The organism is Anaerobacillus sp. QJM3NY_32 (genome assembly GCF_056173645.1).
In genome coordinates this window covers 2,910,374-2,926,529 of record NZ_CM149684.1, presented here as the reverse complement: position 1 = coordinate 2,926,529, position 16,156 = coordinate 2,910,374, and the positions used below count along the sequence as shown (strand labels likewise).

Genomic DNA, 16,156 nt, shown 5'->3' with positions numbered 1-16,156 from the left:
AAATAGAAGTCTATTCATGAAATCGAACAGCTCGTCATACGATGTTAGAAACGGGACAGGGAAGGGGCAGCATGGATTGGAAATGATCATCGCGCTCATCATATTTGTTCTTGCTTACGTCGGCATATTAACTGAGAAAATTAATCGTGCGATCGTTGCCTGTGGCGGTGGTCTTCTCATGCTACTTTCAGGAATTACAACCACCGATTCTGCTTTCATGAACCACGTTGATTGGAATACGATTGCATTATTGTTTTCAATGATGATTCTTGTCTCCATTACAAGTCAGAATGGATTGTTTGAATATATTGCCATCAAACTTGCGCAACAGGTACAAGGAAAACCGCTGCCGCTACTTGCTGTAATAGGGACATTGACTGCAATTGGATCAGCTTTGTTAGATAATGTGACGACTGTTCTTCTTCTCGTACCAATTACTCTTACCTTGACAAGGATACTTAAAATTACGAGCATGCCCTTTTTAGTAACTGTTATTTTATCTTCTAATATAGGTGGAACAGCAACATTGATTGGTGATCCGCCGAACATCATGATCGGGCAGGCTGTTGATCATTTAGACTTTAATGATTTTCTATATAATCTGGCACCGGTAGTTGTTGTCATTTATGCCGTGATCATGACAGGTCTTTTATTTTTATATCGAAAGGGATTGACTGTAGACGACGACCATCGACAGACGTTGCTTCGAATTAATGCAGATGATTATTTAAAGAGAGGACCTCTTCTTTATAAATCGTCGATCGTTCTGCTAATGACGATTTCAGGCTTTCTGCTACATCCTATTTTACATACAGAGCTAACTAACATTGCGATGGCAGGAGCGGTCCTCTTATTACTCATCACACAAAATGAACACAAGATTGAAGAGGTTTTCGAGTCAATTGAATGGGTGACCCTGTTCTTCTTTATTGGATTGTTCATTTTAATCGGTGGATTAGAGGAAGTAGGGATTATTGATGAAGTGGCGAGAAGTATTCTCTTATACACGGACGGCGATTTGCCTAAAACATCGCTTGTGATTTTATGGGGATCTGGTTTTCTCTCAGCCTTTTTAGATAATATTCCATTTGTAGCAGCGATGATTCCTGTCATTACGGAATTTTCGGGTTATGGAATGACAAACCTTGATCCATTGTGGTGGTCGCTTGCCTTAGGCTCATGTCTTGGGGGGAACGGAACGTTAATCGGTGCTTCAGCAAACGTAGTAGTAGCAGGTCTAGCGCTGAAAGATAAACAAGAAGTTCGCTTTATTGAATTTTTGAAAATCGGAATACCTGTTGTTTGTGTTTCACTTGCCATTAGTACAATCTACATTTATTTCCGCTACTTGCTTCCCTACTATTGAGGGAAGCTTTTTTTTATTTGGGCTAAGATCATCCTATCTTTGGTTCACACGTTATTTTAATGAAATGTAAAAATCCGTTTTTCCAATACATTCCCTCATGCTGAGCTGAAACATGGTTACACTAATCAAAACAAGACTGGAAGGAGGGATTCAGGGATGGAATTTATGACAGTCATAATGAGGACACTTGTTTTATATTTTGTCATCATTTTTGTTTTTCGAGTCATGGGAAAACGAGAAATTGGTCAGTTAAGCATTCTTGATTTTGTTGTCTCCATTATGATTGCTGAGCTTGCCGTTATGTCAATTGAAGACCCTCAAACGCCAATGATAAATACAATTGTTCCAATGGTCATTCTAGTACTTATTCAAATGATTATGGCTTATATTTCATTAAAAAGTGAGAAGGTTAGAGAAATTGTAGATGGAAAGCCGTCTGTTTTAATTGATCGTGGTCGAATTGATGAGATCGAAATGAAAAAACAACGGTATAACTTTGATGATTTGCTTATTCAACTGAGAGAAAATAACGTTGCTTCTGTTTCGGACGTGGAATTCGCCATCCTTGAGCCTTCTGGAAAGCTATCTGTCATTAGAAAAGAGGAAGATAATAAGAAGGAACACCCAGAGACATTGATGCCACTCCCTCTCATTCTCGACGGGAAAGTACAGGAGGAACATCTTGAACGAATTGGAAAAACAGCTTTATGGCTTCGTCAGGAATTAAGAAAAGTGGGTCATAAGGATATTAAACGTATCTCATTTTGTTCTCTTCATAAGAATGGCAGCTTTTTTATTGATTTAAAGAATGAAAAAAGGTAACCAGAGCGGTTACCTTCTTTTTTTCCTCCTCATTTAATGCACATATTTTCCGATAAGAGGGATTCTTCTAAGATCATTTCGATTAATTAACCCAAGTAATAGAAGGAGGATGCAATAAATAATTGATGTTACACAAATAGCAACAAACGTACCGAGTATATCTGATGATGAAGAAGCGAGGTTCTCATACAGAAAGTGACCAGCAACTCCGGCACCAATAATGGACGCAATCCCTTTCAATAAATCACTCACTATGATGGAGAAACCAATCGCTTTTACGAGTGTTGCAAAATGGAGAAGCGTTACAAGTAATATCCCAATAACAATCGCTAGAGCAGCCCCCATAATGCCGAGTTCAGGTCTTGAAGCTAGGAAGAAAATTGCGGTGAGCTTTACGCCTGCTCCGATGAAGCTATTGATCATCGCTGCTTTAGCTAAATCTAATGCTTGAAGTGCGGCCGCAAGTGGTCCTTGAAAATAGTAGAAGAAAAAGAAAGGAGCCATTACTTGCACATAGATAGCTACATGAGGTGCTTGATACATGATATCCATTAAGGGAACGGCAAAAATATACGTAACAACAACTGAAAGGCCACCTGCAACCATGGATAGTCGAATCGCCTGGCTGAGACGATGCTGAATCTGTTTGTATTGTTTCTGAGCGTGAGCCTCACTGATTGCGGGGACGAGTGAGACTTGTAAGGAATACGTAATAAAAGTAGGCAGAAAAAGGAGTGGGATGGCAAGGCCTGATAAATGCCCGTATTGTGTGGTGGCAAGCGTTGTCGCAACACCAGCCATCGCCAGACTACGGGCAACCATGATTGGCTCAAAGAAATAAGATAACGAACCAATTAACTGGCTTCCTGTTGTAGGAAGGGAAATTTTCATTAAGCTGTTAAATGTTTCCCTCCCGCCTTTTAAATAATTGAAAAAACCGCTTCGAATTTTAATGCGCTTCTTCATTTTGAACATCGAGAACATAAATAGTAAGGAAGCAAGTTCTCCGAGAACAACGGAAATCATAGCGCCCGCAGCTGCAAACTCCACACCGTATGGAAGGAAAGCCCCTGTTAGAACCGCTACAAGGCAAATGCGGACAATTTGCTCGATTACCTGGGAATAAGCAGAAGGTCGCATATTTTGTAATCCTTGAAAATAGCCTCTTAGCACAGAGGAAAGAGCTACAATCGATACAACTGGAGCGATAGCAATAAGAGGATAAAAGGTACGGTCGTCTGTGAAAACTTCTTTTGATAAGAAAGGTGCAGCTAGTACCATAATTGTCGTAAAAATGACACTAAGGACAGTGGTAATGGAGAGCGATACAATTAAAATTCGTTTAATCTTTTGTCGATCTCCTTCGGCATCCGCTTCCGCGACCATCTTTGAGATTGCAACGGGGAGTCCCATACGTGTTAATGTAATGGTTAGAATTAGCGTAGGAACAGCCATCATATAAAGACCGACACCTTCTTCGCCCATCACACGAACCATCACTATACGGTTAATAAAGCCTAGTACCTTTGTAATTAACCCGGCGAGAATGAGAAAAAGAGTCCCTCTAAGAAAGGTTTGCTTTGACATATTCACCCTACTTTCTATCCAGAATGCACCTGCGAAATTGTAGAAAAGTCTAGATATTTTTTATCACTATGTATATGCTTATTAGGGGACAAAGCATGACAGGCATATAGGAGTGTTTCAATGAAAGAAGAAATTAAACAATTTGTCGTAGAGAACCTTGGTTTTCTACCTCATGAAGTGATTGTAGTTATTGTTTCAGCGCTTCCAATATTAGAGCTGAGGGGTGGATTACCTCTCGCGTATACCTTTGATTTTTCATTTTTAAAGGCGTTCTCACTTAGTCTTTTAGGAAATGTGTTACCGATTATTCCATTGCTTCTTCTTTTTCAGCCGTTAAGCAATTGGCTAATGAGATTTGGCTGGTATAAACGATTTTATGACTGGCTTTATCATAGAACGATAAGCAAAAGTAAAAATGTCGATAAGTACGGTGCAATCGGGCTTATTCTTTTTACCGCTGTCCCGCTTCCGACGACTGGGGCATATAGCGCATGTGTCGCTGCTGCTTTATTTGCGATTCGTTTTAAATATGCTTTTCTTTCCATCCTCACAGGAGTCATTATTGCAGGCCTTGGGGTTGGCGCAGCGATTTATTCCATTTTTTAATCCAGAGTGTAAAATGTTTGAAAGGTTATAGCGCCTCTTGATTTAATGCTATGTTGGACGCTAGCTTATTTGAGAAAGGAGACGGCGAGATGAAAGAGTGGAAGAAGGAAATATCCCCAGCGCTTGAAAGCAAGAGAGACGAGTTTTTGCTGTTAGGGTATAGTGGAGCGACCATGGACGAAATCTGGGAATGTCTCCTTGCACGCCTTGAAAGAAACAATGAATTAGAAGAAGTAAAGTTGCACAGACTTGTGAATGAAATTATGCGTTTATCGGTGAATGAATATATGAATTGGTTAACCATTCATGCATATAAAGGCACGAAAACGTTTGAAAGTCAGACTTAGAAAAGACTAAAATTGACAGAAAAATTCATATTTCGATATAATAGCTAATATTGTGTACTATCCGTTTTACATAAGCATTAATGTTGGGGGTTTAGAGAGGAGTTTTATTCCATGGTAAAAAAAGGCCGGATCGTTGCGTTCTTTTTGATCGTCCTTTTACTTGGCGGATTAATTGGAACAACCGTCATGGGTGTAACAAAAGATATTAAATTAGGCCTTGATCTGCAGGGTGGATTTGAAGTTCTATATGAAGTAGAACCGGCTCAAGAGGGCCAGGAACTTAGTCAGGACCTGTTAAACAGCACAGTAAGCGCTTTGTACAAGCGTATTAACGTATTAGGGGTTTCAGAACCTCGTATTACGATTGAAGGGGAAGATCGCATTCGCGTTCAGCTCGCTGGAGTGAAAGATCAAAACCAGGCGCGTGAACTTCTTTCCACTCAGGCTGAGCTCACCTTCCGAACCACGGATGATGAAGAGAAAATGAGCGGAGCTGATCTTAAAGAAGGCGCCGCCAAGGTTGTATTTGATAACAACCAACCCGTTGTTCAGGTAACGCTTAAGGATCCCGAAAAATTTGCAAATATAACTCGAGACCTCAGTCAATTGCCTCAGCCGGATAATCGACTAGTGATCTGGCTTGATTATGAAGAAGGCGATTCTTATAAAGAAGAAGTTACAAAGCCAGCTGATGAACAGAAATTTATTTCCGATCCAGCGGTCAATCAAGTGCTTTCTCAAAATACTGTAGTTATTTCAGGACCACCATTTCAGCTTGAAGAAGCTGAAAATCTAAAAGAGCTTTTAAACGCAGGTTCTTTACCGGTTCAGCTAGATGAAATTTATTCAACTTCAGTTGGTGCACAGTTCGGCGAACAGTCTCTTGATAAAACGGTTATAGCAGGATTTATTGGAGTCGGTTTGATTTTCTTATTCATGCTGTTCTATTACCGTTTGCCGGGAGCAATTGCGGTGATTACGTTAACTACGTACATCTATTTGATTCTTGTTGTCTTTAATTGGATGAACGCAGTATTAACTCTCCCTGGTATTGCTGCACTCATCCTCGGCGTAGGGATGGCGGTTGATGCGAATATTATTACGTATGAACGAATTAAGGAAGAGCTTCGTTCAGGTAAATCCGTCATGTCGGCCTTCAAGGCTGGGGGAAGACGTTCGTTTACAACTATTTTTGACGCAAACATCACGACGTTAATTGCAGCAGGAGTTCTATTTGCATATGGAACAAGCTCTGTTAAAGGATTTGCAGTGATGTTAATTACTAGTATCGTCGTTAGCTTTTTGACTGCCGTTTGGGGTTCGCGAATTCTTCTCGGCCTATGGGTCAAGAGCAGGGCACTGAATAAAAAGCCCGGACTTTTTGGCGTAAAGGAGAGTGAAATCGATGAGCTCTAAAGTAAGAGACATTAAGTTTGATTTTGTCAAACATCGAAATAAGTTTTTTGCGATTTCACTAGCTTTAATCGTTCTTGGTGGGTTAGCGATAGCTATATTTGGTCTAAATTTAGGAATTGATTTTTCTAGTGGATCACGTGTTGATCTCCAATCTGATAGTAAACTAACAACAGAAGAAGTAAGCGACGAATTCGATGGACTTGGATATAAACCCGAATCAGTAACTCTTGCTGGTGGTGGTGATATTGCCGTTGCTGCATTTAAGGATGAGCTTGACAAAGATGAAGTTGCTGAAATTAAAAATCACTTCACAGAGCTTTATGGTGCTGAACCAAGTATTAGTACGGTCTCACCTGATGTAGCAGTTGATCTTGCTAAGAATGCGTTTATCGCAGTTGCTATTGCTTCGATAGGAATTATCGTATACGTTGCACTAAGGTTTGAATGGTTACAAGGGCTTGCCGCTGTCGTTGCGTTATTCCATGATGCGTTCTTCATAATTGCGGTATTCAGTATCCTGCAGATTGAAGTGAACATTACGTTTATAGCAGCAGTACTAACGATTGTCGGTTATTCCATAAATGATACGATCGTTACCTTTGATCGCATACGTGAGAATATGAAGTTTGAAAAAAAGGTCAAAACATTTGAGGACGTCGCACGTGTTGTGAATAAAAGTCTTGTTCAAACGCTTGCTCGTTCCATTAATACAGTGCTAACGGTTGTCTTTGCTGCTGCTGCTCTTACGGCCTTTGGCGGCGAAGCAATTAGACCATTTGCGATTGCCTTATTGATTGGACTAGTTGCAGGTACGTATTCATCTCTCTTCATTGCCTCGCAGCTTTGGGCAGTATGGAAGGGGAAACAATTGAAGAAGAAAAAGTTCGCTCCTGTTGAAGGTGAAGCATAAGAGAATTCCTTTGAGGGTGCACGGATGAAGTGAAGCCATGGCTTAGCCATGGCTTTTACGTGTCCAAATGGAGCGGTGTGAGATTTCGAAATAAGGGAAAAGCTATAATGACTTGTTACGTAAGAGGTGAAAAAATGAATAAAGAAGAGCGGTTTCGAAAAGCTGAGATTGCAGCGATCATTGGTATACTAGGAAATATTATCCTAGCAGTACTTAAAGGCGTTATTGGGTCGATCTCCAATAGTCGAGCTCTTATTGCCGACGCCGCACACTCGGCATCAGATGTAGCTGGCTCATTTGCCGTTTTTGTTGGTTTGCGAGCCGCTAAGCTACCACCTGATAAAGATCATCCCTATGGTCATGGAAAAGCAGAGTCAATTGCAGCTATTATTGTAGCTGTGTTGTTGTTATTAGTTGGCGTTGAAATTGGAATAAGTTCAGGGAAGGCGATATTCGAACCTATTGAGGCCCCCGGTACTCTTGCTCTCTATGCAGCTCTCATCTCGATTGTGGTCAAAGAAGCGATGTTTCGATATAAGTATCGGTTGGGTAAAAAGATAAAAAGTGATGCACTGATCGTGAATGCGTATGAACATCGCTCAGATGTCTATTCTTCCATTGCTGTTTTAATAGGGATTACAGGTGCCATTTTAGGAAGCAAATTTAGCTTGCCATGGCTCATTTATGCCGATCCGATTGCAGGAATTTTCGTTTCTGTTCTGATTGCTAAAATGGCTGTGAAGCTTGGTTTCGAATCCATTCACACAACACTCGATCATGTGCTGCATGAGGAGGATACGACAGAGTATAAAAAAGTGATTACCGGGATGCCAGGGGTTGTGAACCTTGATGAGTTCTATGCTAGAGAGCACGGACACTATGTTATTATTGATATCAAGCTTGGTGTAGACCCGGATATTTCTGTTAAAGAAGGACATGACATCGGTAAGGACGTGAAGAAGCGACTTCTTGAGGAAGATGACGTGCATGATGTGTTAGTCCACATTAATCCTTATGAACCGAAGGAAAAAAAGAGTGAGTAATGGAATAGGTATTGTAGTAGAAGAGGAGGTAGATAAGGATGAAGGGACAATGGGGATTAGTTGTAGCACTTATTTTCGCCTTAATTATAGCGGTGTTTTCAGTCGTGAATGTAGATCCTGTACAGGTTAACTATGTATTTGGAACTTCGGATTGGCCGCTTGTGCTTGTCATATTGGGATCTGTATTGATGGGTGCGATTCTTGTGCTTGGTTTTGGAATGGTTAAGTATTACAGACTGAAAAGAGAGCTGAGAAAGTTACAAAAAGAAAATGAAAGGTTAATAACAGAACCAGCATCAAATGAATCAAAAGCTGTCCATACTCCACTTGATGGTGAGGCAGCAGATGAGGCCACCGGTACTGAAGGGGAATAATGACGGGAAAGCCTTGATTAAGTTCAAGGCTTTTTATAGTGGAGTGAAGAGGGATTGTAAAAGATTCCTCTTCCTGAACTATGGTCAAACCTCCTGAAACTATATATAATGAACAAGTTAAGAGGTGATTCGATGTTAAGGTCTAAAACACGCTGGAAACTGGCTGAAACAGATGAAACAAACATTGATCGGCTCCAGAGTGAACTTGGAATTTCTCGACTTGCTGCTTCGCTTTTAGTTAATCGAGGTATTGAGGGAGAAGAAGAAGCGAAAAGATTTCTATATAAAGAGAATTTAACTTATCACGACCCATATTTAATGGATGGTATGAAAGAATCGGTCGAAAGAATTCAACAGGCGATTGCTTCTGGTGAGCGAATCCTTATTTTTGGTGACTATGATGCCGATGGCGTTAGCAGCACGACTGTACTTGTCTATACGTTGCGCGAGCTTGGCGCTATATTTGATTACTATATTCCTAATCGATTTACAGAGGGATACGGTCCGAACGAAGCTGCTTTTAGGCAGGCAAAAGAAGATGGGTATCAACTAATAGTGACTGTAGATACAGGGATATCCGGTGTACATGAGGCGGAAGTTGCTAAAGAAATCGGTATTGATCTCATTATTACTGATCATCATGAGCCTCCTCCGGTTCTGCCCGATTCCTACGCGACAATAAACCCTAAAAAGCCAGGGTGTGGTTATCCATTCAAAGGTTTAGCAGGAGTAGGGGTTGCATTTAAACTTGCGCAGGCTTTGCTTGGAAGAATTCCAGGGGATTTATTAGAGATCGCCGCAATGGGTACCATCGCTGATCTTGTGCCACTTCAGGATGAGAACCGTCTTTTAGCAAGCGAAGGTATTCGCGCCCTTCAAAATTCAAATAAGCCAGGAATAAAAGCTTTGCTAGATGTATGTGGTTTAAAGGGTCAGGAGCTTAACGAAGAGCATCTTGGTTTTGGGATAGGACCGAGACTAAATGCTGCGGGCCGTCTTGATAGTGCAGACCCAGCAGTTGAACTGCTGACAACAGATGATCCGATTCTTGCTGAACAGCTGGCATCTGATATTGATGCTCTTAATAAGAATCGTCAGGAACTAGTTAATACAATGACGAAAGAAGCGATTGAAGAGGTTGAGTCAAAGTACTTGATTGATGAAAGCAATCGCGTACTCATCATTGCCAAGGAAGGATGGAATGCGGGGGTCATTGGAATCGTGGCTTCACGACTTGTTGAAAAGTATTATCGCCCAACCATCGTGATGAGTATTGATCGTGAGAAAGGTGTCGCAAAAGGATCTGCACGAAGTATTGAGGCCTTTGATATGTTTGCAAACCTTTCTGAGTGCAGAGACATTCTCCCTCACTTCGGTGGTCATCCAATGGCCGCTGGTATGACCATTGATTTAAGCTACCTAGAAGATTTGCGTTCAAGATTAAACGAACTGGCTTTAGATAAGTTAACAGAAGAAGATTTGACACCACTTACAAAAGTAGATCTTCACTGTCGTGTAGAGGATGTTACTCTTGAGACAATTGAAGAAATGAATCTTTTGGCTCCTTTTGGAGTAAGTAATCCGAAACCAGTCGTTATGCTAAAAGACGTTCATCTCTCTCAAATCAGAAGGATTGGGAGTCAGGACAATCACCTCAAGGTAGGTCTTGAGGAAAACGGCGCTACGCTAGATGGCGTAGGGTTTCATTTCGGTTATGCATTTGAAGAAATAGCATCAAGAGCTGCTGTAAGCGTAATTGGCCAACTCTCCGTCAACGAGTGGAATGGACTTCGAAAGCCACAAATATTTGTGAAAGATATCGCTGTGAATGAATGGCAGCTCTTTGATTATCGAGGCATTCGAGATTTGAAAAAACGACTTGAAATGCTGCCGCTCGATAAGCTTGTTATGGTAGCTTTCCAAAAAAACACCATGACAAAGCTTGGACTTGAGAATTGGAAAGATTACATTATTGTTGATCCAACAGAACAAGAGAAACTAGCAATTGAGAATAAATATGTTATGCTACTAGATCTTCCGGATTTAGAGGAAGATCTTGTCAATCTGTTTCGAAAAGGTGGATTACCAGATCGAACGTATGCGGTATTTGAGCATGAGGAGGATCACTTTTTCTCAACGCTTCCGTCACGTGAGGATTTTAAATGGTTCTATGCTTTCTTAATGAAGAGAGGTAGCTTTAACTTACGCGATGCTGAAAAGCTCGCAAAGCATAAAGGTTGGTCAAAAGAAACAGTTCCGTTTATGTCAGAGGTGTTTTTTGAGCTAGATTTTGTTACAATGGATAATGGACTGATTTCTCTAAATCCACAATCTGTAAAAAGTGAATTAACTTCTTCTAAAACGTATAGGAGTAAGCTTGAAAAAGCAAAGCTCGAAAATGATTTTTGCTATTCCTCCTATCATGCTTTGAAAAGTTGGTTCGATCAATCAGTTAATTGTTTCAATAGCACTGAGGAGGCCATTAAGTAAATGAATTATAAAGATTATATCGCAGTGGTTGAAGACTATCCGAAAGAGGGTATTCGTTTTAAAGACATCACTCCGTTAATGCAAAACGGCGAAGCTTACCGAGGAGTCGTTAATGATATTGCGGATTTTGCGAAAGATAAAGATGTTGATGTTATTGTAGGACCTGAAGCAAGAGGATTTATCGTAGGGTGCCCGGTTTCATATATTCTTGGTATCGGTTTTGTACCTGTTCGAAAAGAAGGTAAATTACCACGCGAAGTAGCTAAAGTAGACTATGGTCTTGAATATGGTAAAGACGTCCTTACGATTCATAAGGATGCTATTAAGCCAGGTCAACGAGTATTGATTACGGATGATTTGCTTGCGACTGGTGGTACGATCAATGCAACGATCGAGCTAGTTGAAATGCTTGGTGGAGTTGTTGTAGGACTTGCTTTCATGATTGAGCTTTCCTATCTTGAAGGGCGTAAAAACCTTGACCGCCATGATATCTTTACTCTAATGACATACTAAAGAATGGAGTGTCCGAATAGCCGGACGCTCTTTCTCTTTATGCACCTTAGACACAAAGATAGAGCGTTTACTAATTAGGGAAAACGACATTTTTCTCTTAATCTCTTTACATGCTGACTTTTTTTAACGATAATAGAAGCAATATACCAACAGTAATCAAGGTGATTTGATGACGATAGAAGAAGTGATGGAAAGAGCGGAGAAGTATCTGTCTGAGGACGATCTCTCTTATCTTAATAGAGCATTTGAATACGCGAGAAACGCACATGAAGGCCAGTACCGCAAATCGGGTGAACCCTATATTATTCATCCTATTGAGGTTGCTGGCATTCTTGTGAACCTTGAAGTAGACCCTGTGACAGTGGCTGGGGGCTTTCTTCATGATGTCGTTGAAGACACCGACGTGACGCTTGAACAAATTTCTGATGAATTCAGCCCGGAACTTGCCATGCTCGTTGATGGCGTTACGAAGCTGAAGAAAATCAAGTATAAGTCCAAGCGGGAGCAGCAAGCCGAGAATCACCGGAAGATGATGATCGCTATGGCTCAAGATATTAGGTGCATTCTGATTAAATTGGCTGATAGACTTCATAACATGCGTACGCTTAAGCACATGCCAAAGGAAAAACAAATGCAAAAAGCGAATGAGACGCTAGAAATATTTGCGCCTCTAGCCCATCGTCTAGGTATTTCCACTATTAAGTGGGAGCTTGAGGATACGGCGCTTCGTTATTTAAATCCACAGCAGTATTATCGCATCGTGAATTTAATGCAAAAGAAACGGGCTGAACGTGAAGGATTTGTCCATGAAGTTGTGGACGAAATTCAAGAGCGTGTGAAAGAAGTTTCCATTGAAGCTGAAATTTCAGGTCGTCCGAAACATATCTATAGTATCTATCGGAAAATGGCTAAGCAACATAAGCAATTTAACGAAATTTATGATTTGCTCGCGGTACGTATCGTTGTGAATAGCATCAAGGATTGCTACGCCGTTCTTGGCATTATTCATACATGCTGGAAGCCTATGCCTGGTCGTTTCAAAGATTATATTGCTATGCCAAAAGCGAATATGTACCAATCGCTTCATACGACAGTCATTGGACCAAAAGGTGACCCTCTCGAGGTGCAAATTCGAACGTCTGATATGCACAAAGTTGCTGAATACGGGATTGCCGCTCATTGGGCCTACAAAGAAGGCGATGAGAATCAGGTGAATAGCTCATTTGAGAAAAAGCTATCATGGTTTAGGCAAATTCTTGAATGGCAAAATGATGTTTCGAATGCTGAAGAATTTATGGAGTCTCTTAAGATTGATCTATTCAGTGATATGGTTTTTGTCTTCACGCCTAAAGGAGACGTATTTGAATTGCCTACTGGCTCGGTACCTCTTGATTTCGCCTACCGCATTCATACTGAAATTGGGAATCATTGCATTGGCGCAAAAGTGAACGGCAAAATGGTACCACTAGATCATCGGTTGAAAACAGGGGATATCGTTGAAGTTCTAACTTCTAAGCACTCTTATGGTCCAAGTAAAGACTGGTTAAAAATCAGTCAAAGCTCCCACGCTAAGAATAAGATTAAGCAATGGTTTAAGAAAGAAAAGCGTGAAGAAAACGTTGAAAAAGGTCGAGAGCTTGTTGAGAAAGAAATTAAAAACCATGGCTTTGAGTTAAAGGCTGTTTTGACTTCAGATAACATTGCAAATGTATCTAAGAAATTTAACTTTACAAGTGAAGAAGATATGTACGCAGCTGTTGGATATGGTGGAATTACAGCTGCACAAATCGCAACAAGGCTGACAGATAAGGCTCGTAAAGAACGGACGAAAGAGCAGGAAGAAGAGCTAGCAAAATCAATTATTGAAGGTAAGACCCATTCACCTTCTCGGCCGCCAAAGAGAGCGGAGTCGGGTGTGCGAGTGAAAGGGATAGACAACCTGTTAATCCGTCTTTCACGATGCTGTAACCCTGTTCCAGGTGATGATATTGTGGGCTATATCACGAAAGGGAGAGGTGTCTCGATTCACAGGAAAGACTGTCCTAATGTGAATGAAGAGAATGGTCAGGAACGCCTCTTAGAGGTTGAATGGGAAAGTGACTCTCCAAAAAATTATAATGTTGATATCGAAATCAGTGGATTTGATCGCAGAGGTCTTCTGAATGAGGTTCTTCAGGCTGTAGCAGAAACCAAAACCGACATGACGTCTGTTTCTGGTCGATCAGATAATAACAAGATGGCAACAATTAGTATGACTGTCTCCATTCGGAACACAGCTCATCTTCAAAAAGTAGTCGAGCGCGTTAAACGAATTCCAGATATTTATGCTGTTCGTAGAATTATGCAGTAGTTAAGAAAGGAAGTTCTCCATGAAAGCCGTTATACAACGTTCAAAGCAAGCCTCAGTCACCGTGAATGGAGAAACTACAGGTGAGATCGAACATGGCCTTGTGGTGCTCCTAGGGGTCACGCACGAGGATACAGAAGAGGATGCAGGCTATCTTGCCACTAAAATTGCAAACCTTCGTATATTTGAGGACGAAAATGATCGAATGAACCTGTCAGTGAAAGACAAAGGTGGAGCTATTCTATCTATATCACAATTCACGTTATATGGTGATTGTCGTAAAGGGCGACGTCCAAACTTTATGAAGGCGGCAAAACCTCCTGAAGCCAGCGCACTTTATGATAAGTTTAACGCTTTACTTAGAGAAGAGAGTCTCGAGGTGCAGACAGGTGTTTTTGGTGAGATGATGGACGTACAGCTTACGAATGACGGACCTGTAACTCTTATCATTGAGAGCAAAGAATGACAAAAAACCGCAATTCCTAATTGGAATTGCGGTTTTTTGGTTCATCCATATAGATAGAAAAGCAAGTCAAACTGTTCTTCATCTTAAGCGTTACTACTGTAAAAAAGTAAGGATGCCATTTGAAATTTCAGTAGTCACTTTTGATTGGTAATCCAACCTATTCACTAATTGCTCTTCCCATGGATTTGAGAGAAAGCCAAGCTCAAGAAGGACAGAAGGCTGCTTATTGTTCCTTAGAACATAATAATTTCCATATCGAATACCGCGATCTCTCAAAGTTGTATCATCTCCGATTTTGGCGTGTATCGCTGAAGCTAGGGACATATCATTCTCACCATAATAATACGTTGTTGCTCCATTTGCAGTTGGATCAACTGTGCTATCGAAATGAATACTTACAAATGCGTCAGCTTTATAACGATCTGATAAAAGAGTTCGTTCAGAAAGAGAGACAAATGTATCATCATCTCTCGTTAAAATAACTTGAACCCCTGCATTCTTTAATTTTTCCGCGATAGTTGTTGTCGTCTTCAATGTAAGGATTTTTTCAAGTGTCGTAATGCCTAGGGCACCACTGTCGTAGCCACCGTGACCAGCATCAAGAACAACTGTTTTTCCAGATTTCAAGACAGGCGAAGTGGATAGTTTAGATGCAGTAGAGACGACCCAGTCAGCAACGTATGCTGAACGACCATCGTCAAGAAGGATACGAAACCATTTGCCTTCTTTTGCAGCTATTTTGTAGCGCGCTTTTGCAGGCGCTTGTTTAATAACTTCATAATTCAACCCCGGCCCACTTCTTAAGTTTGTTGCCTGGTATAGAATTGTAAGAAATTCTGACTCCTCTTGTTTGTCTGTTTCTTGCAAATAGGTACTGTCTACCCAACCAGTCTGTCCATTCTGATAGCGAATGAAGCTCCAGTTTTTTTCTTGACGAACTTCTTCTACAATTGTTCCTGAAGGGAGTTGAGATATGATCCGATTCTCTGTTCCTGGGAAGTCACGAACGTTTAAGATACGCGCCTTTACTTCTTTTACCTGGCTTGTTTTTTGATCTGGGCTAGCTGTTGTAGAACTTACTAACCAGGACGCTACCCATCCGGTCTGTCCTTTAAATTGAATGGAGGTCCAATCGCCTGCAGTCTCAAGCACATTCCACTCAGAATCTTGAGTGATATTTCCAATAACTTTGTATTCTTTACCAGGGCCAGCACGGACTTGAAGATCAGACACGGTTGATTGTATTGATTTCCTCTCTTTGGAATCAGAAGAAATGCTTACTAGTCTACTTGAAACCCAACCTTCTTCCCCAGTATGAAGTTGAATGTTTGTCCAATCGGTCTTACTTTCGAGAACGATGGCTGAATCCCCTTTATGAACCTGTGTGATAACAGATGAAGTAAGAGAGGGTTCGGCGCGAACATTTACAGTTTCCTCAAAATAAGCATTTTTCTCAGCCGAAGCAGAAGTAGAGAAAATAATGGGTATGACAAAAAATAAAAATGCAAAAATCATTTTTTTCAAGTGATGACTCCTTTCAATGACGCCTGCTGCTTTCATAGATAATTTCTTTATCGGATAAAAAGATTCCTTCGTTAAGTAGTAAAATGCATTCTTTTTGGTGAAACTAAGAAATAATTGAACTAATAAAAGGGTGGGGTCTTGTGAGATCAACTAATAAAGAAATGATGAGCTATCATATGTCACAGCCGGAATTTGGTATCGACTTTCATGATTTTCTACAAAAAGAACAGTGTTTGTCAAATATGGAACTCGCGGAAGAATTTGGACTGTCATTAAAAAGTGTGAAAATCATGAAACAAAAAATGAAGCGATAATGTTTTGTAAAACCAATCCTAATATACTTGA

The 16,156-nt window shown here is 40.7% G+C and carries 13 protein-coding genes and 1 pseudogene; 12 read left to right on the top strand and 2 right to left on the bottom strand.

What is annotated here, in order from left to right:
- The first annotated feature begins 16 nt into the window (after positions 1 to 16).
- Together AC0VYH_RS15405 and AC0VYH_RS15400 are read left to right on the top strand one after the other, a co-directional pair.
- Entirely contained in the window at positions 17 to 1,366 is a 1,350-nt protein-coding gene (locus tag AC0VYH_RS15405; protein WP_322098086.1) for an ArsB/NhaD family transporter, read from the top strand.
- Between the two features lie 156 nt (positions 1,367 to 1,522).
- Positions 1,523 to 2,188 carry a YetF domain-containing protein gene (locus tag AC0VYH_RS15400; protein WP_194219420.1) on the top strand — a complete coding sequence of 222 codons (666 nt, stop codon included), beginning with the start codon at positions 1,523 to 1,525 and terminating at the stop codon, positions 2,186 to 2,188.
- A 33-nt stretch (positions 2,189 to 2,221) separates the two neighbouring features.
- Here the strand turns inward: AC0VYH_RS15400 and spoVB are convergent, their stop codons facing one another.
- Complete coding sequence (gene spoVB, locus AC0VYH_RS15395) at positions 2,222 to 3,775, bottom strand: stage V sporulation protein B (RefSeq protein WP_475372722.1); 1,554 nt, start codon at positions 3,773 to 3,775, stop codon at positions 2,222 to 2,224.
- A gap of 120 nt (positions 3,776 to 3,895) precedes the next feature.
- Here spoVB and AC0VYH_RS15390 point away from each other — a divergent pair, with 120 nt between their 5' ends.
- The 9 genes and pseudogenes from AC0VYH_RS15390 (at position 3,896) to dtd (ending at position 14,287) form a co-directional block, all read left to right on the top strand.
- Positions 3,896 to 4,381, top strand: a complete 486-nt coding sequence (locus tag AC0VYH_RS15390; RefSeq protein WP_194219422.1) for a COG2426 family protein — start codon at positions 3,896 to 3,898, stop codon at positions 4,379 to 4,381.
- 89 nt (positions 4,382 to 4,470) lie between these two features.
- Positions 4,471 to 4,728 (top strand): post-transcriptional regulator, encoded by a 258-nt coding sequence (locus AC0VYH_RS15385; protein WP_226614507.1) that lies wholly within the window; start codon positions 4,471 to 4,473, stop codon positions 4,726 to 4,728.
- Positions 4,729 to 4,839: 111 nt separating this feature from the next.
- Positions 4,840 to 7,054: pseudogene (gene secDF / locus AC0VYH_RS15380) on the top strand (protein translocase subunit SecDF).
- A gap of 134 nt (positions 7,055 to 7,188) precedes the next feature.
- On the top strand, positions 7,189 to 8,097 hold the full coding sequence (locus AC0VYH_RS15375; RefSeq protein ID WP_475372721.1) for a cation diffusion facilitator family transporter: 909 nt from the start codon (positions 7,189 to 7,191) through the stop codon (positions 8,095 to 8,097).
- A 38-nt stretch (positions 8,098 to 8,135) separates the two neighbouring features.
- Positions 8,136 to 8,471 carry a LapA family protein gene (locus AC0VYH_RS15370; protein ID WP_475372720.1) on the top strand — a complete coding sequence of 112 codons (336 nt, stop codon included), beginning with the start codon at positions 8,136 to 8,138 and terminating at the stop codon, positions 8,469 to 8,471.
- A 132-nt stretch (positions 8,472 to 8,603) separates the two neighbouring features.
- Positions 8,604 to 10,961 carry a single-stranded-DNA-specific exonuclease RecJ gene (recJ, locus tag AC0VYH_RS15365; RefSeq protein WP_475372719.1) on the top strand — a complete coding sequence of 786 codons (2,358 nt, stop codon included), beginning with the start codon at positions 8,604 to 8,606 and terminating at the stop codon, positions 10,959 to 10,961.
- On the top strand, positions 10,962 to 11,474 hold the full coding sequence (locus AC0VYH_RS15360; RefSeq protein ID WP_194219429.1) for an adenine phosphoribosyltransferase: 513 nt from the start codon (positions 10,962 to 10,964) through the stop codon (positions 11,472 to 11,474).
- Positions 11,475 to 11,661: 187 nt separating this feature from the next.
- Positions 11,662 to 13,824, top strand: a complete 2,163-nt coding sequence (locus tag AC0VYH_RS15355; RefSeq protein ID WP_371018278.1) for a RelA/SpoT family protein — start codon at positions 11,662 to 11,664, stop codon at positions 13,822 to 13,824.
- A gap of 19 nt (positions 13,825 to 13,843) precedes the next feature.
- Positions 13,844 to 14,287, top strand: coding sequence for a D-aminoacyl-tRNA deacylase (gene dtd / locus AC0VYH_RS15350; protein WP_475372718.1), 444 nt, complete (start codon positions 13,844 to 13,846; stop codon positions 14,285 to 14,287).
- A 93-nt stretch (positions 14,288 to 14,380) separates the two neighbouring features.
- Here dtd and AC0VYH_RS15345 read toward each other — a convergent pair whose 3' ends face one another.
- Entirely contained in the window at positions 14,381 to 15,802 is a 1,422-nt protein-coding gene (locus AC0VYH_RS15345; protein ID WP_242057290.1) for an N-acetylmuramoyl-L-alanine amidase, read from the bottom strand.
- A gap of 149 nt (positions 15,803 to 15,951) precedes the next feature.
- Here AC0VYH_RS15345 and AC0VYH_RS15340 point away from each other — a divergent pair, with 149 nt between their 5' ends.
- The gene (locus AC0VYH_RS15340) at positions 15,952 to 16,125 is read left to right on the top strand and encodes an RNA polymerase subunit sigma-70 (protein ID WP_194219659.1); all 174 of its coding nucleotides are present in this window, start codon (positions 15,952 to 15,954) and stop codon (positions 16,123 to 16,125) included.
- The last annotated feature ends 31 nt before the right edge of the window (positions 16,126 to 16,156 follow it).